Annotated in this window: 22 protein-coding genes; 14 read left to right on the forward strand and 8 right to left on the reverse strand. The window is 72.2% G+C overall.

Going from position 1 to position 20,206, the window contains the following annotated elements; all coding sequences use genetic code 11:
- Positions 1 to 14: 14 nt before the first annotated feature.
- The gene (locus AC1UE5_RS14680; RefSeq protein ID WP_482924706.1) at positions 15 to 470 is read right to left on the reverse strand and encodes a hypothetical protein; all 456 of its coding nucleotides are present in this window, start codon (positions 468 to 470) and stop codon (positions 15 to 17) included.
- A gap of 63 nt (positions 471 to 533) precedes the next feature.
- Here AC1UE5_RS14680 and AC1UE5_RS14685 point away from each other — a divergent pair, with 63 nt between their 5' ends.
- Genes AC1UE5_RS14685 through AC1UE5_RS14695 form a run of 3 tightly spaced genes read left to right on the forward strand, consistent with a single transcriptional unit; the run spans position 534 to position 2,751 of the window.
- Positions 534 to 980: a DUF4442 domain-containing protein gene (locus AC1UE5_RS14685; RefSeq protein WP_482924708.1), complete on the forward strand. Its 447-nt coding sequence runs from the start codon at positions 534 to 536 to the stop codon at positions 978 to 980.
- Complete coding sequence (locus AC1UE5_RS14690; protein ID WP_482924710.1) at positions 977 to 1,456, forward strand: GNAT family N-acetyltransferase; 480 nt, start codon at positions 977 to 979, stop codon at positions 1,454 to 1,456. Before AC1UE5_RS14685 ends, AC1UE5_RS14690 begins: the two co-directional genes overlap by 4 nt.
- Entirely contained in the window at positions 1,453 to 2,751 is a 1,299-nt protein-coding gene (locus AC1UE5_RS14695) for a M20/M25/M40 family metallo-hydrolase (RefSeq protein WP_482924713.1), read from the forward strand. Before AC1UE5_RS14690 ends, AC1UE5_RS14695 begins: the two co-directional genes overlap by 4 nt.
- Before the next feature lies 1 nt (position 2,752).
- Here the strand turns inward: AC1UE5_RS14695 and AC1UE5_RS14700 are convergent, their stop codons facing one another.
- From AC1UE5_RS14700 to AC1UE5_RS14715, 4 genes are all read right to left on the reverse strand, one after another.
- Positions 2,753 to 3,106 (reverse strand): VOC family protein, encoded by a 354-nt coding sequence (locus AC1UE5_RS14700; protein WP_482924715.1) that lies wholly within the window; start codon positions 3,104 to 3,106, stop codon positions 2,753 to 2,755.
- The gene (locus AC1UE5_RS14705; protein ID WP_482924717.1) at positions 3,103 to 3,627 is read right to left on the reverse strand and encodes a DUF4234 domain-containing protein; all 525 of its coding nucleotides are present in this window, start codon (positions 3,625 to 3,627) and stop codon (positions 3,103 to 3,105) included. Before AC1UE5_RS14705 ends, AC1UE5_RS14700 begins: the two co-directional genes overlap by 4 nt.
- Positions 3,628 to 3,692: 65 nt before the next feature.
- Entirely contained in the window at positions 3,693 to 4,460 is a 768-nt protein-coding gene (locus tag AC1UE5_RS14710) for an MBL fold metallo-hydrolase (RefSeq protein WP_482924719.1), read from the reverse strand.
- 7 nt (positions 4,461 to 4,467) lie between these two features.
- Positions 4,468 to 5,145 carry an HAD family hydrolase gene (locus AC1UE5_RS14715; protein ID WP_482924721.1) on the reverse strand — a complete coding sequence of 226 codons (678 nt, stop codon included), beginning with the start codon at positions 5,143 to 5,145 and terminating at the stop codon, positions 4,468 to 4,470.
- Positions 5,146 to 5,216: 71 nt separating this feature from the next.
- On the opposite strand from AC1UE5_RS14715, the gene sucC reads away from it, so the two are divergent.
- From sucC to AC1UE5_RS14745, 6 genes are all read left to right on the forward strand, one after another.
- Positions 5,217 to 6,368: an ADP-forming succinate--CoA ligase subunit beta gene (gene sucC, locus AC1UE5_RS14720; RefSeq protein WP_482924724.1), complete on the forward strand. Its 1,152-nt coding sequence runs from the start codon at positions 5,217 to 5,219 to the stop codon at positions 6,366 to 6,368.
- Positions 6,365 to 7,243, forward strand: a complete 879-nt coding sequence (gene sucD, locus AC1UE5_RS14725) for a succinate--CoA ligase subunit alpha (RefSeq protein ID WP_482924726.1) — start codon at positions 6,365 to 6,367, stop codon at positions 7,241 to 7,243. Before sucC ends, sucD begins: the two co-directional genes overlap by 4 nt.
- 269 nt (positions 7,244 to 7,512) lie before the next feature.
- Positions 7,513 to 7,905 carry a hypothetical protein gene (locus tag AC1UE5_RS14730; RefSeq protein ID WP_482924728.1) on the forward strand — a complete coding sequence of 131 codons (393 nt, stop codon included), beginning with the start codon at positions 7,513 to 7,515 and terminating at the stop codon, positions 7,903 to 7,905.
- Between the two features lie 38 nt (positions 7,906 to 7,943).
- Positions 7,944 to 9,053 (forward strand): aminotransferase-like domain-containing protein, encoded by a 1,110-nt coding sequence (locus tag AC1UE5_RS14735; protein WP_482924730.1) that lies wholly within the window; start codon positions 7,944 to 7,946, stop codon positions 9,051 to 9,053.
- Positions 9,054 to 9,077: 24 nt separating this feature from the next.
- A complete protein-coding gene (locus tag AC1UE5_RS14740; RefSeq protein WP_482924732.1) occupies positions 9,078 to 9,674 on the forward strand; it encodes a LysE family transporter in 597 nt (198 codons plus the stop codon).
- A 42-nt stretch (positions 9,675 to 9,716) separates the two neighbouring features.
- On the forward strand, positions 9,717 to 11,105 hold the full coding sequence (locus AC1UE5_RS14745) for a serine hydrolase domain-containing protein (protein WP_482924734.1): 1,389 nt from the start codon (positions 9,717 to 9,719) through the stop codon (positions 11,103 to 11,105).
- 3 nt (positions 11,106 to 11,108) lie between these two features.
- On the opposite strand, the gene AC1UE5_RS14750 is transcribed toward AC1UE5_RS14745, so the two are convergent.
- Entirely contained in the window at positions 11,109 to 11,825 is a 717-nt protein-coding gene (locus AC1UE5_RS14750; protein ID WP_482924736.1) for a metal-dependent transcriptional regulator, read from the reverse strand.
- Positions 11,826 to 11,864: 39 nt separating this feature from the next.
- Between AC1UE5_RS14750 and AC1UE5_RS14755 the strand changes: the two genes are divergently transcribed.
- The 5 genes from AC1UE5_RS14755 to AC1UE5_RS14775 all read left to right on the forward strand — a co-directional run bounded on the left by AC1UE5_RS14755 (position 11,865) and on the right by AC1UE5_RS14775 (position 17,880).
- Complete coding sequence (locus tag AC1UE5_RS14755; RefSeq protein ID WP_482924739.1) at positions 11,865 to 12,809, forward strand: ATP-dependent DNA ligase; 945 nt, start codon at positions 11,865 to 11,867, stop codon at positions 12,807 to 12,809.
- A gap of 351 nt (positions 12,810 to 13,160) precedes the next feature.
- A complete protein-coding gene (locus AC1UE5_RS14760; RefSeq protein WP_482924741.1) occupies positions 13,161 to 15,206 on the forward strand; it encodes a galactose oxidase early set domain-containing protein in 2,046 nt (681 codons plus the stop codon).
- Between the two features lie 98 nt (positions 15,207 to 15,304).
- Positions 15,305 to 16,150 carry a hypothetical protein gene (locus tag AC1UE5_RS14765; RefSeq protein WP_482924743.1) on the forward strand — a complete coding sequence of 282 codons (846 nt, stop codon included), beginning with the start codon at positions 15,305 to 15,307 and terminating at the stop codon, positions 16,148 to 16,150.
- A 61-nt stretch (positions 16,151 to 16,211) separates the two neighbouring features.
- On the forward strand, positions 16,212 to 17,093 hold the full coding sequence (locus AC1UE5_RS14770) for a hypothetical protein (RefSeq protein WP_482924745.1): 882 nt from the start codon (positions 16,212 to 16,214) through the stop codon (positions 17,091 to 17,093).
- 13 nt (positions 17,094 to 17,106) lie between these two features.
- Positions 17,107 to 17,880 carry a glycerate kinase gene (locus tag AC1UE5_RS14775; protein ID WP_482924747.1) on the forward strand — a complete coding sequence of 258 codons (774 nt, stop codon included), beginning with the start codon at positions 17,107 to 17,109 and terminating at the stop codon, positions 17,878 to 17,880.
- Positions 17,881 to 17,980: 100 nt separating this feature from the next.
- Here the strand turns inward: AC1UE5_RS14775 and AC1UE5_RS14780 are convergent, their stop codons facing one another.
- Together AC1UE5_RS14780 and AC1UE5_RS14785 are read right to left on the reverse strand one after the other, a co-directional pair.
- On the reverse strand, positions 17,981 to 19,105 hold the full coding sequence (locus tag AC1UE5_RS14780) for a hypothetical protein (RefSeq protein WP_482924749.1): 1,125 nt from the start codon (positions 19,103 to 19,105) through the stop codon (positions 17,981 to 17,983).
- A gap of 332 nt (positions 19,106 to 19,437) precedes the next feature.
- Entirely contained in the window at positions 19,438 to 20,130 is a 693-nt protein-coding gene (locus tag AC1UE5_RS14785) for a hypothetical protein (RefSeq protein ID WP_482924751.1), read from the reverse strand.
- Positions 20,131 to 20,206 lie beyond the last annotated feature (76 nt).

Consider the following 20,206-nt stretch of genomic DNA (forward strand, 5'->3'; position numbering starts at 1 on the left):
CGATGCGCGCGGGGCTAGATGCCGAGGCCGCCGGTGATGCGCCACTGGCCGTCGCGCTTGCGCAGCTCGACGACCATCCCGCCCTTGACCGCCTGCACCTCGGCGGTCGCGCCGTCCACCTCGACGCGCTCGAAGCGCAGCGTGTCCGCGCGCCGGGCGACCCTGCGCTCCTCGGCCCCGCGCGTGCGGGCCGTGCGCTCCATCGCCTCCGCGCACGAGCCGACCCCCAGCTCGGGCGCCTCCTCCTGCACGTAGGCGCGCCAGGCACGGCGCATCTCGACGCCGAGCGCCCGGCAGGCCTCCCGGCCGTCGCCCTTCGCCCCGGCGACGAGGTACGTCCGCACGGTGCTCTCGACGGCCCGCACGTCCGCGCGCGCGGCGTCCGCGGCCTCCGTGTCGACGACGTCCCCCGTGCACCCGCCGAGCGCCGCGGCGAGGGCGAGAGCGGTGATCGTGGTGGGGAGGCGCATCCACGTCCCGTTTCGGCACGGGACGTGCGGTTCCCCAAGCGCCGCCGTGTAGCGTGCGGACGCATGGACTACGAGGCTCTCCGCGGCGCCCTCCAACACGCGGTGCCGTTCAACACGCACGTCGGCCTCGAGATCGCGGAGGTCGGCGAGGGCGTCGGCGTCGTCCGGCTCCCGGACCGCAGCGAGACGCGCAACCACGTCGGCTCCCAGCACGCGGGCGCGCTGTTCGCGGCGGGCGAGGCCGCCTCGGGCGCGGCGTTCGTCGGCACGTTCGCGCAGCGCCTGGGCGACATCACACCGCTCGCCCAGGACGCGACGATCAAGTACCGCAAGCTCGCGCAGGGCACGATCACCGCCCGGGGCGAGCTGTCCCAGTCGGGCGGCGAGCTGCTGGCGACGCTCGACGACGCCGGCGAGGTGCGGTTCTGCGTGGACGTCGTCCTCAGCAACGCCCACGGCGACTGCGTCGCCGAGATGTCCGTCAACTGGAACGTCCGGACGAAGTCGTGAGCGCGCCCGTCGTCTGGCGCGCGGCCCACCACGAGGCCGAGGTGGTCGGCGAGCTGCTGATCGGCTTCCGCAACCACCTGAAGCTCGACTGGCCCTCCGACAACGCCTTCCTGGCCGGCGTCGACAAGCTCATCGAAGACCCGAACACGGCTTACCTGCTCGCCGCGCCTGACGCCGACAGCCCGCCGCAGGGCGTCGCGCAGGTGCGCTTCCGCTACGGCATCTGGTGGGCCGCCACCGACTGCGAGCTGGAGGACCTCTTCGTCCGCGCCGAGGCGCGCGGCCAGGGCCTGGGCAGGGCGCTCGTGCAGGGCGTGATCGACCTCGCGCGCGAGCGCGGGTGCCGCCGCGTGCAGCTCGACGTCAACGAGGACAACCCGGCGCTCGAGCTGTACCGCTCGTTCGGGTTCGACGCCCAGGACGACCGCTACGGCGGCCGCAACCTCCTCGCCCGGCTGCGGCTCGAGGAGCGATGACCGCCGCCGAGCTCCTCCAGCGGCTCATCCGCTTCGACACGCAGAACCCGCCGGGCAACGAGCGGGCGTGCGTGCAGTTCGTGGACGAGCTGCTCCGCGAGGCGGGGCTCGAGACGACGATCGTCGCCAAGACGCCCGAGCGCCCGTCGCTCGTCGCGCGCCTGCCCGGCGCCGGCGCCGCGCCGCCGCTGCTCCTCCAGGGCCACGTCGACGTCGTCACCGTGCAGGGCCAGCAGTGGTCGCGCGACCCGTTCGGCGGCGAGCTGGTCGACGGGTGGATCTGGGGCCGCGGCGCGCTCGACATGAAGGGCGGCGTCGCGATGATGGTCCACGCCGTGCTGCGGGCCGCGCGCGAGGGGCTCCGGCCGGGCGGCGACATCGTGCTCGCGGTGCTCAGCGACGAGGAGCAGGGCGGCGTCGTCGGGGCGCAGCACCTCGTCACCGAGCGGCCCGACCTGCTCGACGGCGTCCGCTACGCGATCGGCGAGTTCGGCGGGTTCACGCAGGAGATCGCGGGCAAGCGGTTCGCGCCGATACAGGTCGCCGAGAAGCAGGTCTGCGGCGTCCGGGCGACGTTCCGCGGGCCGGCCGGCCACGGCTCGATGCCGATCCGCGGCGGCGCGATGGCGCAGCTGGCCGCGTTCCTGCGCACGGTCGACCGCATGCGCCTGCCGGTGCACGTCACGCCGGTGGTGGAGCGGATGGTGCGGACGATCGCCGGCGAGCTGCCGCGTCCGGGCGCGGTCGTGCTGGAGCGGCTGCTGGATCCGCGCACCGCGCCGGCGACGCTGCGGCTGCTGGGCGAGCGGGCGAAGCTCTTCGTCCCCATGCTCCACAACACGGTCAGTCCGACCGTGCTCCACGGCAGCGAGAGCCGCAACGTCATCCCCGCGGAGGTCCGTGTGGAGCTCGACGGGCGCGTGCTGCCCGGCTTCGGCCCCGACGACCTGCTGGGCGAGCTGCGGGCGCTGGCCGGCGACGGCGTGGAGCTGGAGGTCCTGCGCGCCGAGCCCGGCCCGCCCGCGCCCGACTTCGGCCTCTTCGAGCTGCTCGGCGACGTGCTCCGCGACGCGGATCCCGAGGTCACGCCGATCCCGATGCTCCTGCCTGCGATCACCGACGCGCGCCACTTCGGCCGCCTCGGCATCCAGGGCTACGGCTTCACGCCGCTCCAGGTCCCCACCGACTTCGACTTCAGCGCCCGCATCCACGCCGCCGATGAGCGCGTGCCCGCCGCCGCGGTCGACTGGGGCGCCGACCGCCTCCACGCGGTCCTGGTCCGTTACGGGCGCTAGCTCACGCCGGCGGGCGGGCCATGATCTCGACCCGGTGACCGCCGGGCCCGCGGACGAACGCCCGCGGCGCGCCCCAGTGCTCGGCGCGCGCGTCGGGCGCGAAGCCGGCGTCGGCCAGCCGCCCGAACGTCGCGTCGTAGTCGTCGACGACGACCGCCACGTGACCCTCGGGCGGCGCGACCGGATCGTCGGTCAGCAGCAGGTGGACCTGCGTCCCGCGCCGCTCCACCCACCGCGCGAGCTCGCGCAGCGACGCCGAGGGCGGCTCGACCTCCACGAAGCCGAGCAGCCCCCAGAACCGCACGCACGCGTCGGCGTCTCGCTCGGTGACCTCCAGCGAGACGTGCTGGATCACGCCCCGGGCCGCTCCGGCGACGAGCTGACGTCGCTCGGCTGCTGCGCGAGCGGGTCGCCCGCCGGCTGGGCCGCAGGCAGCGCGGCGCCGTAGTCGTCGCCTGGCACCGGCCCGCCCTCGCCCTTCCACGCCTTGTTGAGCTCGCTCTGCGCGTACGCGTTGTACGCCGGGCTGACGACGAGCAGCAGCACGAGCGCCAGCCAGCCGTTGAGCACGGCGGTCTGGCCCGCGAGGCGCTGCGCCTGCTGGACGCGCCGGGTCATCCGGTAGAGCGCGACGATCGGCGGGATGAAGAGGAGGACCCAACCGATCAGGAAGGCGAGCAGGGTCATGACGGGCGACTGACCGAGGTCGTGCCCCTTCGACTTGCCGTACTCGCTGAGGTCCTTCGCGATGACGTACAGCCAGTACAGGCTGTAGATGCCGAACGTGAAGAAGCTCCACAGGCCCACCCACAGGGGCCCGCGGACCTTGATGTCACGGGACGTGCCCGCCGGATGGAACGTGTCGCCATAGGCCATGGGCGGGACCCTATACCGGCGCGCGGCGACTGCGTGAGGATCGTTGCGAAGGCAACGACGAGCGCTTACGCGCCGACCCGCTCCACGTTCGCGGCGTGGATCGCGCGCTGCGCCTCGTCGGAGCGGGCGAGCGGGGGCTTGCCGCCCGGCAGCGCCTCCAGGTACGCCACGTCCTCGCGCAGGATCGCGAGCGCACGCACGGAGTCGAGCACCGCGCCGTGGCCCGGCACGACGTGGTCGGCCTGCTCCACCAGCGGCTCGAGCCGCCGCAGCGTCGCCAGGTACGCGTCGCGCGAGCCGGTCTCGCTCAGCATCGGGATCTCGACCGGCGAGAGGTAGTCGCCGACGACGAGCACGCGCGCCCACGGAAGCCAGACGGCCATGCCGTCGGCGGTGTGGCCCTCGGTCGGGTGGAGCTCCATCTCGTGCTCGCCGATGCCGAGGTAGCCGGGCACCGGGATGGCCTGGATCTGCCCCAGCGCCAGCGGCTTCTCGCGCTCGACGTAGTGCTCGGCGTCGAACGTGCGCAGCCCGCGCGCGGCCTCGCCCGGCTTGCCGGTCAGCCGCGCCGCGGTGGTCTCGGCGCAGCCCAGCGCCGCCCCGTCGAAGGCGAGGCGGCCGAGCAGGTGGTCCCAGTCGCCGTGGGTGGCGAGCAGGCCGGAGAGCGGGAAGCCGGTCTGCTCCAGCAGCGACGGGAGCACGTCGAGCTCGTCCGGGAAGACCGGGGAGTCGATCACGAACCCCTCGCTCCCGTGGCGGACGATCGTGCAGGTCGTCTGGTAGACCCGGCTCGTCGCCACGAGGACGTCCTCGTGGATGGCGACGACCTTCACGGCAGCCTCAGGCTGCGCCGAGGAGCTTCGCGGCCTCGAGGAGGTTCGGGACCTCGGCGTCCGGCTTCTTGCGCCCGGCGAGCTCCTCGCCGCTGCGGTTGACCCAGACGACCGGGATCTTCTCCTTCAGGCACGTCTCGACGTCGTGGTAGTGCGACGACGCGACGTGGACCCAGCCCTTCTTGCCGCCGATGCGGCGGGCGAACTCCTTGAAGTGCGCCGGGTCGGGCTTGTAGGAGCGCACCTGCTGGGCGGTGACGACGAGCTCGTAGTCGTGCGGGATGTGCCGCCGCGTCTGGCCGAGCAGCTTGTCGTCGATGTTCGAGATGAGGCCCGTCTTGTACTTCTTGACGAACTTCTTCAGCTGCGGGTTGGCCTCGCGGAACGCCGGCCAGCGCTGCAGCGAATCCGGGAGGAACCCGGAGCGGGAGGGCTCGAGCTGCCACTCCATCCGCTTGGCCATCTCGACCGCCGTGCGCCGCAGGACCTCGGCGTACAGCTCGTACGAACCGCCCTCGACCTCGCGCGAGATCTCGTGGAACAGCGGGACGACCTGATCCTTCTCCAGGGAGAAGCCGTCACGGGCGGCCTCCTTGACGAAGGCGTCCAGGACGCCCTTCTCCCAATCGATCAGGGTCCCGTAGACGTCGAAGGTGACCCACTCGATGTTCTTGGGAAGCGCCATAGGGTCGGGAATTCTATGAAGTGACGAGCGATACCCACCCGACGCGTGTTCGGTAGCGTCCCGCACTTCCTATGGACCTACTCGAGTACCAGGGCAAGCAGCTCTTCGCGCGCCATGGCGTCCCGGTCCCCAAGGGTCTTCCCGCGAAGTCGGTCGACGAGGCGGTCAAGGCCGCCGACGAGATCGGCTACCCGTGCGTCGTCAAGGCGCAGGTGAAGATCGGTGGACGCGGCAAGGCCGGCGGTATCAAGGTCGCGAAGGACCGAAACGAAGCAACGCAGCATGCCGAGGCGATCCTCGGCATGGACATCCGCGGGTTCACGGTCCACGAGGTGTGGATCGAGGCCGCGAGCGAGATCGACGAGGAGTACTACGCGTCGATCGTGTTCGACCGCAGCGCCAAGGCGCCGCTGTTCATGCTCTCCACGCAGGGCGGCATGGACATCGAGGAGGTCGCCGCGCGCGACCCGAAGGCGATCGCCCGGCTCCACGTCGACCCGCTCCTGGGCTTCCAGGACTTCCACGGGCGCAAGCTCGCGTTCGAGGCGGGCGTGGCGGCGGACGTGGTGCGCCCGGTCGGCGCGCTGCTCGCCAAGCTCTACGACGCGTTCGTGGGCGAGGACGCGATGCTCGTCGAGGTCAACCCGCTGATCGTCACGAAGGACCGCAGCGTCGCGGCCCTGGACGCGAAGGTCACGCTCGACGGGAACGCCGCGTACCGGCACCCGCACCACGCGGACCTGATCGACACGGCGTCCGAGGACCCGCAGGAGGCGATGGCGCGCGAGCGCGGCCTCACGTACGTGAAGCTCGACGGCGACATCGGCATCCTCGGCAACGGCGCCGGGCTCGTCATGTCGACGCTCGACGTGGTCGCGCAGGCCGGCGGCTCCCCCGCGAACTTCCTGGACGCGGGCGGCGGCTCGAAGGCCGAGGCCATCACCAGCGCGGTCGAGGTCATCCTCTCGAACGAGAAGGTCAAGGCCGTCCTGTTCAACATCTTCGGCGGCATCACGCGCTGCGACGAGGTCGCCCGCGGCCTGATCGCGGCGTTCGAGCAGATCAAGCCGACGGTGCCGTTCGTCGTCCGCCTCGACGGCACGAACGACGTCGAGGGCCGGCAGATCCTCGCCGACGCGAACCTGCCGAACGTGACCCCGGCCAAGACGATGGACGAGGCGGCGCGGCTGGTCGTCGAGCTGGCCAAGGGAGGTTCCGCGTGAGCATCGTCGTCGGCAAGGACACGAAGCTCGTCACGTCCGGCATCACCGGCCGTGAGGGCACGTTCCACACGCTGAACAACAAGCGCTACGGCACCGACGTCGTCGCCGGCGTCACGCCGGGCAAGGGCGGCCAGGACGTCGAGGGCATCCCGGTGTTCAACACGTTCGCGGACGCGGTCGAGAAGGCCGGCGCGAACACCGCGATGATCTTCGTGCCGCCGCGCTTCGCGGCGGACTCGGTGCTCGAGGCCGCGGACGCGGGCATCGACACGATCATCACGATCACCGAGGGCATCCCCGCCCACGACGAGCTGCGGGTCTACGACTACCTCGAGTCGCTCGACCGCGACATCACGCACATCGGGCCGAACTGCCCGGGCGTCCTGTCGCCGGGCAAGGCGAACGTGGGCATCATCCCGGCCGCCTTCTTCAAGGAGGGCAACGTCGGCGTGGTCTCGCGCTCCGGCACGCTGACCTACCAGATCGGCAACGAGCTGGCCCAGCGCGGGTTCGGCAACTCGTCGATCGTCGGCATCGGCGGCGACCCGGTCCCGGGCTCCTCGTTCATCGACATCATCGCGAAGTTCGAGGCCGACCCCGAGACCGAGCTCATCGTCATGAGCGGCGAGATCGGCGGCTCGGCGGAGGAGGAGGCGGCGGCCTACATCGCCGACAACGTCTCCAAGCCCGTCGTCGCGTACATCGCGGGCTTCACGGCGCCTCCCGGCAAGACGATGGGCCACGCCGGCGCCATCGTGTCGGGCTCGCAGGGCACCGCGCAGGCGAAGGCCGAGGCGCTCGAGTCGAAGGGCGTCCGCGTCGGCCGCACCCCGACGCAGGTCGCCGAGATCGCCGTGGAGATCCTGGGCGGCTAGCCCGTAGGCAAAGGCGTTTTCGCCAGTCCTTGTGCGGGGGCGCACATGCGTTCGTAGAACGTTCGTCCACCTGCTTCCCCCGCGCTTGAGCCCCGGTTAGTGTCGCCGCAGCGCACAGGCAAGTGCGCCAAAGCTGAGGCGACGGTAGTCCGGCATCTCCGGGACGGGCGCCGAGCCGAAGACATCGACCGCCGGGCCCTCGGGTCCGGCGGTCGTGTTTCGTGGGTCACACGGCAGGGGTCGGACCGCCGGCGGCGAACGCCGGGCGTGTGACGGACGACGACGTCGACGAGGCCCTCGCGCGGCTCGAGCGCCAGCTGGACGCGCTCCAGGCCGAGCTGCACGCCACGCCGGCGCCGGCGCCGCCGCCGCGCGCGCCGCGGCCTCCGCGCCCGGCCGCGCGCGTCGAGCCCATGGAGCAGTTCGGGGTCGAGCTGCGCCGCCTCGCGCACGAGCTCGTCGCCGCGTACGACCGCGTGCTCGACCACGAGCGCCGCCGCGCCGGCGGCCGGACGATCACGCTCGAGTCCGACACCGACCTCCACGCGCTCGCCGACCTCGAACGCGCGCTCAGCGGCAGCCCGGACGTCGCCGACGTCGCCCTGCACGCGTACGCGGGCGGGCGCGCGCAGCTCACGGTCGAGTTCGAACCCCGCGCCTGATCGCGACGGACGGCACGCGACCTCTAGAGTTGGGCGCCATGGCATCCGGCGACCTCATCTCCTTCGCGCGCGGGGCTCCGAGCCTCGACATCGTCGACGTCGACGGCCTCAAGGAGGCCGCCGTCAAGGCCTTCGAGTCCGATCCCGCCGGCACGACGGCGTACGGGACGAGCGTCGGCTACGTCCCGCTGCGCAAGTGGATCGCCGAGCAGCACGGCGTCGCGCCGGAGAACGTGATCGTCACCAACGGCTCGATGCAGGCCGACGCGTTCCTCTTCGACGCGCTGGTACAGCCCGGCGACACGGTCATCACCGAGCGCCCGACGTACGACCGCACGCTCCTCGGCCTGAAGGAGCGCGGCGCGAACATCGAGATGATCTCGATCGACCCCGAGGGCATCGTGGTCGACGAGCTGGAGGAGCGGCTGAAGGCCGGCCTGCGCCCGAAGCTCGCGCACATCATCCCGAACTTCCAGAACCCGGCCGGCTACACGCTCACGCTGGAGCGCCGCGAGAAGCTCCTCGCGCTCGCCGCCGAGTACGACTTCGTGGTCTTCGAGGACGACCCGTACGTCCACATCCGCTTCGCCGGCGAGCCGCTGCCGACGATGCTCTCGATGGACACGAGCAACGAGCGCGTCGTCTACGCCTCGTCGTTCTCCAAGACCGTCTGCCCCGGCATCCGCGTCGGCTACCTCGTCGGGCCGGCCGACCTCATCGCGACGATCACCAAGCGCGCGACGAACACGTACATCTCGCCGAACATGGTCGCCGAGTCGATCGTCTACCAGCTCTGCGCGAGCGGGCGGATCGACAGCGCGATCAAGACGGTGAAGGAGGCGCTGGCCGAGCGCGTCGAGACGCTCGCCGCCGCCCTGCGCCGCGAGCTGCCGGACGCGAGGTTCACCCCGCCGGAGGGCGGCTACTTCATGTGGGTCGAGCTGCCCGAGGGCACCGACGTGGACCAGCTGTTCGCCGACGCCGCCGAGCGCGGCGTGGCCATCGTGAAGGGCACCGACTTCCTCCTGGAGGGCGGCAAGAACAGCTTCCGGATCGCCTACTCCGGCGTCACGGCCGCGCAGATCGACGAGGGCGTCAAGCGCCTCGCCGACGCCTACGCCCAGCAGCAGCAGACGGCGACCGCCTGACGATCACGGTGACCTGAACCAGCCATGACCACCGTGATCGCCGGGTTCGCGCTCGGCTTCGCGGTGGCGGCCGGGTTCGGGCCCATCTCCGTCCTCGCGCTGACCTCGGGTCTGCGCCACGGCTTCGCACCAGCGTTCGGCGTCGGCCTCGGCGCCGCGCTGGTCGACGGCCTCTACGCGCTGCTCGCCGCGCTCGGCCTCGCCGCGCTCGTCCCCGGCGACGAGCTCCAGCTCGTCGGCGGCGCGGCGCTGCTCTTCATCGCGTGGAAGATGGTCCACGCCGCGGGCGGGAACGGCCTCGCGCTGCAGACGTTCCGCCGCGGCCTCGGCGTCAGCTTCGCCGCAACGCTCGCCAACCCGCTGACGATCGTCTCGTGGGCGGCCGCGTTCACCGCGGTGGTGCCGGGGCTCGGCATCGGCCGCACGGAGACGCTCACGATCCTGCCGCTCGGCGTCTTCTTCGGCACGCTCACGTACTTCTCGCTCCTCGCCACCGGCTCGACCCTGCTCGGCCGCCGCCTCACGCCCGGCGCGCTGCGCGCGGTCAGCACCGTCGCGGGCGTCCTCATCGGCGCGTTCGGCGCGCTCTTCCTGGTCCGCGGCGGGCTCGCGATCTTCTAGGAACCGGCGCATCGCCGCGCGGCGCGTGGTGTCATCCCGCCCATGGGGTCGAGGAGGCGTGCCGCAGGGTGGGTCGCCGCAGCGCTGGCTGCCGCGACGGTGACGACGGGCGCCGCCGGCGCCGGGGCCGCGCACGCGCAGGCGCCGCCGCAGCAGGAGCCCGTGGTCGGCGTGCCGGACATCACGGCGCTGCTGCCGGGCCGGGTCGAGACGATGCTCGATCCCGCGTTCGCGACCCAGGTCGTCGCCAACGCGCTCGTCGACCAGACGGTCGTGCTGCCGCTCCCGGTCGACGTCGTCAAGCCCGAGCTGGCGCTCCCCACCGCGCCGGTCGCCACCGGCCCGCGGACGTCCCCGCTCCCGCGCCGCACCGTCGACCTCGACGGCGTGACGTACCAGTGGCAGGGCCGCACGAAGACCGTGCGCGACTTCGTCCGCTCCACCGAGACCGACGTGGTCGCGTTCGTCCACCGCGGACGGATCGCCGACGACCTGTACGCCAACGGGTGGGACGCCGAGACGCGCCACCAGCCGTGGTCGGTGACGAAGTCGTTCGTCTCCGCGCTGGTCGGGATCGCGGTCGGCGAGCGGAAGGTCCGCTCGATCGAGGAGCCGATCGAGACGTACGTCCCGGCGCTGCGCGGGACGGCGTGGGAGGGCACGACGATCCGCAACGTCCTCGAGATGGAGTCCGGCATCCACTGGGACGAGGGCACGCCGGTGCTCGCGGCGAACACGCAGGTCCAGCAGTGGGTCCAGCTGGCGCTCGACCTCCACACCGGCGGCGCGCTCGGCCAGACGCGCGACGAGTTCCTCGCGTCGCTGCCGCGCGTGGCGCCGCAGGGCACGAAGTTCTCCTACAACAGCGGCAACACGCAGGTGCTGGCGTGGATGCTGGAGGAGGTCTACGGCGCCCCGTTCAACGAGATCATCTCCACGAAGCTGTGGAAGCCGGCGGGCATGGCGGGCGACGCGCGGGTGATGACCGACCGGCTCGGCGACGCGGTCGCGTCGCAGGGCCTCTACGCGCGCGTGTTCGACCTCGCGCGGTTCGGCGAGCTGTTCCGCAACGGCGGCCGGACGCCGGACGGGCGGCAGGTCGTGCCGGCGCGGTGGGTGCGCGAGTCGACGACGATGACCACCGTCTCCGGCGGCCAGTACGCCTACCAGTGGTGGGCGGGCGCGACGCCGGGCTCGTACGAGGCGTCCGGCTTCCAGGGGCAGAAGATCTCCGTCACCCCGGACGCGTGCCTGACCGGGGTGCGGCTCAGCCACACGCTGGGCGGCGACCTGCGGCCGGGCGACGGCGACCCCGCCGACCCGGCGTCGTACGGCTTCGCGGTCGAGATGGGCGGCGCGGAGTGGAGCGCCGTCCACCAGGCCGTCGCGCGGCACCTCGGCGGGTGCCGCGGCCGGCCCGGCCGGCGCTAGCGCCTAGCGGCCGTAGCGGTCCTTGGCGAGGATGAGCTGCTCCGGCGGCGGAGCGGTGCGCGGCGGCGGCGACGGGTCGGCGCGGACGGTGATCGTCTGCGCGACCGACGGCGTCGTGGAGATGCGATCCTCGCCGACCGCGATGACGACGTGCTCGCCGTCGCTCTCGGCCAGCGTGCCCTCCATGCCGGGCTCGAAGCCCGCCTGCATCAGCTCGTGGAGCAGGTCCTCGGCCTCGTTCTCGAAGCGCAGCACCCGGACCTTCGCGCCCACCGCGACGTCGGCGAGCGGCACGCCCTCGGCGCGCGCGCCCGGGGTGATCGGGTGCCCGTGCGGGCACGTCTTGGCGTCGCCGATCGCGATCCGCATGCGCTCCTCGAGCACCGGTGACATCGCGTGCTCCAGGCGCTCGGCCTCCTCGTGCACCTCGTCCCACGGAATGCCGAGGACGTCGGTGAGGAAGCGCTCGACCAGCCGGTGGCGGCTGACGATCGACTCGGCGTGCTCGCGCCCGGAGTCGGTGAACGAGATCAGCTTGTCCGCGCCGCGCGTGATGTACCCGTCGCGCTCGAGGCGACCGATCATCTCGTGCACGGTCGGAGCGGACAGCTGGCGCGCGCGGGCGACGTTGGCGCCGGTCATCGGCAGCCCCGCCTCGTAGAGCCAGAACAGCGTCTCGAGGTACTCCTCTTCGGCCAGGGTGGCGTGCTCGCGCGACATGTCTGCACCCTACCGCCCGCGGCTACGCTGATGGCCCCCATGGGTCTCGTCCTCAACCCGCCTGTTCCCCCGCAGCTCGCCCGCTCCCGCGCCCGCCTCCCGGAAGGCGACGGATGGGCCTACGAGCCGAAGTGGGACGGCTTCCGCGCCATCGCGTTCGTGGACGGCAAGGACGTGTTCCTGCAGTCCCGCAACGGCCGTCCGCTGCGCCGCTACTTCCCCGAGCTGCAGTTCCCCGAGGGCCGCTACGTCCTCGACGGTGAGATCGTCATCTTCGGCGAGAACGGCATCCAGCTCTTCGACGCGCTCGGCCAGCGCATCCATCCCGCCAAGTCGCGGATCGACATGCTCGCCGAGCAGACGCCCGCGAAGTTCATCGCGTTCGACCTGCTCGCCGACGGCGAGGAGAAGCTGCTGGAGCTGCCGTTCGAGCAGCGCCGGCGGCGGCTGGAGGCGCGCGTCGAGGCGCCGGTCGACCTCACGCCGTGGACGGCCGACCCCGAGGAGGCCGAGCCGTGGCTGCGCGGCGCCGAGGGCGTCATCGCCAAGGAGCTCGGCGCGCCGTACCGGCCCGGCGAGCGCACGGGCATGGTGAAGATCAAGCGCGTGCGCACGATCGACGCCGTGGTGTTCGGCTGGCGGCCGGGCAAGGCGGAGAACACCGTCGGCTCGCTCATCCTCGCGCTGTACGGGGAGGACGGGGAGCCGCACGTCGTCGGCCACACGAGCGGGTTCAACGCGCAGGAGAAGCGCGACCTCGTCGCCAAGCTCCAGCCGTACGAGACCGGCGACCACGGCACGGGCGGCCCTTCACGCTGGGCGAACGATCGCGACCTCGAGTGGCGGGCGCTGCGCCCCGAGCTCGTCGTCGAGGTCACGTTCGACCACGTGAGCGACGGGCGCATCCGGCACGGGGCGAAGATCCAGCGCTGGCGCGAGGACAAGGACCCGCGCGAGTGCTCGCTGACGCAGCTCGACCAGTAGCCCTGCCGGAGGCGTAGGTAGGGGTACCCGTACCCCCTGATGGGGGCATCCCTCGGAAGATCAGGGGGACATCCCCGATGTGACGGGACGCGCCAGGACGCATGATCTGCCCATGACCGATGCACAGCATCGAGCGCAGGCGGAGACGGGGTCACGCGTCCACCGCATGCAGTCGCATCTTTGAAGCCTCACAACACCTGGCGGAGCGCCGTGACCTGCGATGCGCTCCGCTTCCTCCCCCCTCAGCAGCCGCTGATCCACTCGAGACACCGGAAAGGTGTCTGAAGCCCGGTCGGTCCGGGTAAGCGCCCTTCGCACCGGCGGTAGGGGCCACCGACGGGGAGGAACGACGTGCGCAGGGGGAAGATGGCCGGCGCCGCGATGGCGTCGCTGGCGCTCGCGGGCGCGAGCGCGGGACCGGCGTGGGGGAACCATCCGGCCGACGCGGGCGAGCTGGGCCCGCCGACACCGGCGGTCGGGGGCGCCGCGGTGGAGGAGCCCGCGAACGGCGGCCGGTTCTCCGAGCCGTTCCAGGAGCCGACGATCGCGGGCCGGCTGGAGAACGCGACCTGCATCACCGACGCGCAGAACGTGACGATCTGCAAGCCGGCGGCGGGCAGCGTGACGCTGCTTGAGAGCGGCAAGGTCCTGTACTGGAACGCGCTGGAGGGCACCGAACGCATCCAGGCGACGATCCTGGCCGAGTACGGCGAGGTCGCGCTCAACGACCAGTCGCGCACGCTCGACCTCAGCGGCTCGACCCCGGCGTGGGGCTTCCCGCGGGTCAACGACGGCGGCGCGAACCCGGAGGGCTACGAGCCCGAGCCGCTCATCCCGGGGTTGGTGCAGAACGAGGAGACCGAGAACGACGGGGCCCTCTTCTGCTCGGACCTGAGCTTCCTCCCGGACGGCCGCGTCCTGGCCACCGGCGGGACCGCGTACTACTCCGAGCCGGGCGTGCCCGGGACCGATCTCGGGGTCGCCGAGCTGGAGGGCCTGCGCAACGCGCGGATCTACGACCCGGAGACCGACCGGTGGGAGCAGACGGGCTCCATGCGGCGCGGGCGCTGGTACCCGACGGTGGTCGGGCTGGAGAACGGCGACCAGCTCGTCGCGAGCGGTGTGCAGAAGCTCCTCAAGCCGGTCTACCCGACGCATCCGCAGGACTCGCTGCGCAACGTGACGCAGACCGAGACGTACGACGTCGAGTCCGGCACGTGGTCGGACAACGGCCAGGCCGCGCAGCACTCGATGCCGCTCTACCCGCGGCTCCACCTGCTGCCCAACGGCAACGTCCTCTTCAACACCAACGGCCAGGCGTTCAACCCGTTCGGCTACGCCTACGACGAGCTGGGCTGGAACGTCGCCTCGACCTACAACCCGCGCACGAGGACGTGGCGGCCGCTCGGCATCCCGGGCCTGGAGGGCGCGGGGATCGACCCGTCGAAGCTCGACACGGCGACGCTGACCGAGGCGGTCCGCGACGTGACGAAGCTCGGCATCCCCGGCGGCGGGCCGGGCGCGACGCTCCCCGGCTTCCGCGGCTCGACCTTCAGCGTGATGCTGCCGCTGCGGCCCGGCGCGGACGGCCGCTACCGGCACGCGGACATCCTCACCGCGGGTGGCGTGCTGAACCCGCCGTCGCCGGGCTCGTACCTGCCGACGAGCGACAGCCGCATCTCGCGCTTCACCGTGGACGGCGACCGCGAGACGATGTCGACCCGCCCGACCGGCGACCTCAACCAGCCGCGCTGGTACACGCAGGGCACGCTGCTGCCGACCGGCGAGGTGCTCGCGACGTCCGGTGGGACGCGCGATGCGGTCGACGCGCCGGGCACCGACCACCCGGTGCAGCAGGCCGAGCTGTTCGACCCGGAGACCGAGACCTGGAAGCCGCTCGCGTCGGGCAAGCGGCCCCGCACCTACCACAACACCGCGCTGCTGCTGGCCGACGGCCGGGTCCTGGTCGGCGGGCACGCGCCGCTGACGACGCTCTACCTGCGGCACGTGACGCTGCCCGGCGGCTTCGCGCCGAACCGCCGCGATCCCACGCTGGAGATCTACGAGCCGCCGTACCTCTTCCGCGGCGCGCGCCCGGTGATCACGGGCGTCGGCGGGACGCCGCGCTACGGGGAGACGCTGGACGTGACCGTCGAGGGGAGCGCCGAGGAGATCGCGAGCGTCGTGCTCGTCCGGAACGGCACGGTGACGCACGTCGTGGACGCCGACCAGCGCAACGTCGAGCTGCAGGTCGTGCGCCGCGCGGGCTCGACGCTGACCGTGCGCGTCCCCGCGCAGCAGGCGGTGGCGCCGCCCGGGCCGTACCTGCTGTTCGTCAACCGGTCGACGCGCGACGGGCTGGTGCCCTCGGTGGCGCAGCAGGTGCGCTTGGGCTGAGCCGGGACGCCGTCGGGGTCCGCCGGGGCCCCGACGGCCGCCGTGCGGGGTCATGCCCGATGCCGCTCCTGCGGCCGGCGGCCGAGCATGGCCGCACGATGACACGACGACTTCTCCTGGCCACGATGCTCCTGTTGTGCGCCGCTCCCGCCTCCGCCGACGCGTTCACCATCAAGGAGCGCACGTTCCGCGTCGAGATCACCGCCATCCACGACGTGATGTGGTCCTTCAAGTCCGACACCTTCAACCAGCGCTGCAAGGGCTGGACGGAGGGATCGGGCACGCAGGTCACCGGGATGTCGACCGGGCGCCCGATGACGTACCGGGGCCGCGAGGTGGTCGGCGAGATCCCCAAGAAGTACGAGCGCATGGCGCGCTACTCGCTGCTCGGGCCGATGAAGCCGGCCAAGTGGCGTGCGACGGTCGAGCGCCAGACGGACTGGCGGACGCACGGCATCGCGATCACCCCCGAGTGCACGGGGTGCGGGCCGCTGAGCGAGTACGGGCCGTGCAAGGACGTGATGCCGCCGATCCAGGCGCTCCAGCGGTGCGGGCGCAAGGCGATCGAGCGGCCGGCCGCGTCGCTCGCCTACCAGCCCTTGCAGGACACGGAAGCGCCCGAGGTCGTGACCCTGGCCGACGTGCTCCAGGTCGAGCTGACCGCGCCGACCGCGGGCCTGTACGCCTACTGCGGCCCCGAGGAGGGCGACATCCAGCGCCCCGACCCGCTGCCGCTCGCCGTCCCGCGGGCCCAGGCACGGAAGATGTGGCGGCTGCCCGTCGGGCGCAAGCTGACGCTGAAGGCGAGCGACCAGGCCGGGACGGTCGTCAAGCCCGGCGCGAACGCGTCGCTGGAGCGGTGCACGCCGAAGACGCTCGTCGGGCTCGGCTACCGCGAGTGCGCGACGACCCAGGCGACGATCGAGGTGACGCGCACGCGCTGACCCCGCGGTTCCGGGGGGTTCCCCGATGTGCGCGGCGAGCCGCGATCGCAGGATGCCGGCCATGCTTCGCTCCCGCTCGCTGCTCGCCGCGCTCCTGCTGCTCGCGGCCGCCGCACCGTTCCTCCTCGCGCCCGCGCACGCGCGCGCGGCCGACACCGTGAAGATGACGTTCAAGGTCCAGGTGACCGGCATCCACGTCGTCGACTGGGTCGACAAGCCCTCGATCGCCGGGGAGCGGTGCAAGGCGTGGTCGACCGGCTCGGGCACGCAGACCACCGGGTTCTCGACCAAGCGCCCGATCACCTACACCGGCATGAAGGTCGTCGGCAAGCTGCCGAAGGTCATGCGCTCGATGCCGCGCCTCACGCTGCTCGGCTTCGGCAAGACGTCGGACTTCAGGGCGACCGTCGAGCGCAAGGGCACGTGGCAGGACCACGTCGTGCCGCCGACCCGCGAGTGCACGCCGTGCGGCCCGCTGAGCGAGTACGGCGAGTGCGGGACGGAGCAGCAGCCGCCTCCGCGCGCGCTCCAGTGCGGCCGCCGCGACGTCAAGGCCGCGGGCGCCAACCTGCTGTACGTGGCCAAGGGCGACGACTCCGCCGGCGCGGTCGCTCTCACCGACGCCCTGCGCGTCGACCTGAGCGCCTCGTCCGACGGACTCTTCCCCAACTGCGCGCCGGAGCTCGAGGACGGTGGCGGGCGGGACCTCCACACGCCGGACTTCGCCGAGGTCTCGTTCGTGGGGTCCAAGGCCAAGCGGCTGGCGAACATGAAGGTCGGCCAGAAGATCCGCCTCAACGACTCCCAGGAGGCCGGGTTCGTGTCCGAGGACAGCGTGCCGAGCCGCGAGCTCGACACGTGCAGCGACGCGACGCTGCAGGGCTTCGGCTACCGCGAGTGCGCCGTGACGGACGTGACGGTGGAGGTCCGCCGGGTCCGCTAGCTTCGCGCGCCTCATGCCGCCGCTGCTCGTCGCCGCCTCCGCCCTGGGCTCGCTCCGCGCGCCCGAGGTCGCGGCGGCGCTCGGGCGCGGCGTCGAGCGCGCCGGGTTGGAGCCGCCGGACCTGCTGCCGCTCGCCGGCGGCGGCGCCGGGACGCGCGAGGTGCTGCTGCTCGGCCTCGGCGGGGAGGTCGTGGGCGAGGTCGCGCTGCTGGAGGGCGGCGGGACCGCGCTGGTCGAGGCGGTGCCGGGGGATCCGGTGGCGACGGCGGAGCGGATCGCCGCGGGCGTCGCGCTCGGGCCTGCGGTCGTGCTGCTTGCGGCGGACGTCGCCGGCGGCCCCGACCCGGCCCTCGCCGTCACGGCGTTGACCGACCACGGCGGCCTGCGCGGCGCGCGCCTCGTGGTGCTCTGCGCGGGCCGGCGCAACCTCGTGCCGTTCGAGCACACAGGCGGCGGACTGGCGGGCGCGCTGGCCGACGGGGTCGGCGCGCGGCTGGAGCACGGCCCTTCGTTCGTCCTCGACGCGCTCGAAGTGCGCGAGCGGATGCGGGCGTCGCGGGCGCTGCTCCTGGCCTGCGACCGGCTCAGCTCGGCCACCCTCGCGGGCGACGTGACCGGCGACCTCGCCGTCGACGCGCGTCAGGACGGCGTCCCCGCCCACGCGGTCTGCCGCGAGAACGCGCTGCGGCCGTTCGACCAGCGCATCCTCGACCTCCAACGCGTCCTCGAGGCGTCCTCGCCCGCGGAACTCGAGGCCGCGGGCGAGCACCTCGCGCTTAACCTCTAACTGAGGCCGGGAACGAGCTGGGGCGCCCACGAGGGCGCCCCAGTCACGTCCGTGGTGCGCGCCGCGGTGGCCGGCGCCGCACGTCAGGTTCGGGAGTCGATCAGTCTCCGGCGTTCGCGCGGACGTTCGAGGCGTCGGTCAGCTGCGCGTTGCCGTTCAGGATCGCCGTGTTCTTGCCGGCGGCGGACGGGAAGCCCTCCTTCAGGTTCACGGCCGCGTTGATGAGCGGGCGGAAGAGGAGCGGGCCGCAGCCCGAGGCGCCCGGCACCGAGAACGAGTTGTCGACGAGCCGGAACCCGGTGAACTGGAGGACCGGCTGCCCGCTCGGCGGGAAGCCGAGCGTACCGGGCGTTCCACTGATCGGGGTGTTCGGGGCGGGCGGGGCGGTCGTGCCCGTCGTCAGGTTGAGCCGCACCGGGTTCGAAGTCGACCCGATGTAGCAGTTGTCACCGAGGAACGGGTTATCGAGCTTGATCCGCACGGGCAGCGACAGCGCCGTTCCGTTGCGCTCGAGGTACCGGTTCAGATCGATGCCGACCGGACCGACCAGCTCCGCGGTCGCGGTGACACCGTTGACGGAGTTGACCGCAGCCTCGAACAGCTCGATGAGCAAGCCGTTCCAGCCGGGCTGCGGGTCGAACAGGCCGGTCAGACCGCCCGGAACCGTCAGCTTGGTCGGAGACAGCGTCGGCGCCCCAACCGCGTTGCGGAAGGTCTGCGTGCCGCCAGCGTTCTCGACGATGCCGCCCTGGAGCACGATCTTCTTGTTGATCGGCACGTCGGCGTTGCCGAGCTTGAACTGACCGGAGAGCGTCTCCGAGTAGAAGCAGATCGAGACCGAAGGGTCAGCACGGGGACAGTGCTTGAAGACCGCGTAGTCGCCGGTCGGGTCGGCCGCCATCGCGCTCGGGGCGAGCACCGCGGTCGCGGCCGTCGCGGCCGCACCGGCCACGAGCGCGCTCTTGATGCCGGTGCGATGCCGGCGCTTGCGGAACAGCTGCATGTTGCCCTCTCCTCCTTGAACGTCCTTGCCACTGCCATGGGCCGGAGCACGCAGACTCGGCAGGGCAGGACCGCCCCGCTCGCACATCGTCGCTCCACCTCGACTCTCCGTGCGCACGCCTTGCGCCGTGCGCACGAGCTGCCGTCTTCGTCTCAGACCCACCGATGACGCGTCGTGGATGCGTGCCGCACTGCTGCGAACGCGCCACCCGCGTCGCAGCAATCAAACACACAAGCGGCTTCGTGTGTCAAGCATTTTTCGAGAGGCTTTTCAGAAACGCCCATGCCGCCTATGAGACTAGAATCCGGCGTCTCGGCGAGAGTGTGCCGTTGCATCCTCCGGTCAACCGCGCGAGACAACGGACCTCTCCCTGCCCGAGCCACCGTCGAGCGGGCGGGACGCGACCGCCGTAGTCGATCCCGCCCCGCCTGCCACACAGCGGCGCCCCCACGAGGGATGAGGTGGAGGCGCCCGAGATAACGCTAGAGAACTTGCACGTTAAGGAGCAAGTGAGCGGCGTGTGCGACAGAGTCGCGGTGGACCCCAGAATGCGGTCAGTTGACGAGCCGGACGTTGTACGCGGCGGTCAGCGCGTTGTTGTCGTGGTCATGGCCGAGCACGAGCAGCGCGGTCAGGTTCCCCTCGGCAGGGCACGGGAACCCGCTTGCGGACGTCATCGGCGCACCGGAGAACGCCACGGTGGAGCCCGAGATGTCGCCGGCGATCCCTCCCGTGAAGGCGCAGGAAGCGTTGGCGCCGAGCACCGGGTCGATGCAGACGGTGGCCGTGAAGCCGTCGAACCCGAACGTCGGTGGGTTCGTGTCGGCGTCGGCCCAGGCGTTCGCCGTTCCCGTGTCCACGACGACCGGACCCGCGGCGCCGGTGCAGTTCACGAGGGAGAAGAAGGCGCTGTTCTCCGTGCACCCACCGAGCGCGATCGACTCGACCTCGCCCTCGACGTCGTCGTTGAACCGGTCCGGATCGGTCGGCGAGCCAGGGTTGTCCGTGACCCTGCCCCGGGCGGTCCCGGACGTGCAGGAGATGTCGCCGAGGTCGGTCTCGAGCAGCACGTCGGTCCCGGGCGCCAGCGCTGCCACGACGAGCCCGCTCTCGGGGACCGTCGACCAGAGCTGTGGGCTCGTCGGCTGGTTGCTCCAGTACTGGACCGTGTCAGCCGATGCGACGGGCGCGAGGCCCACGACGGCGACGGCAGCGACGAGGATGAGGCGGAGGCCATGTCTGGGCACGTGGAAGTCCCTTCTCGCTGTACGGGCAGGCGGTGCGACGGACGCCGGGCCGCTGCGACGCACCAGGCCGTAGCGC

This window comes from Parviterribacter multiflagellatus (assembly GCF_056863265.1).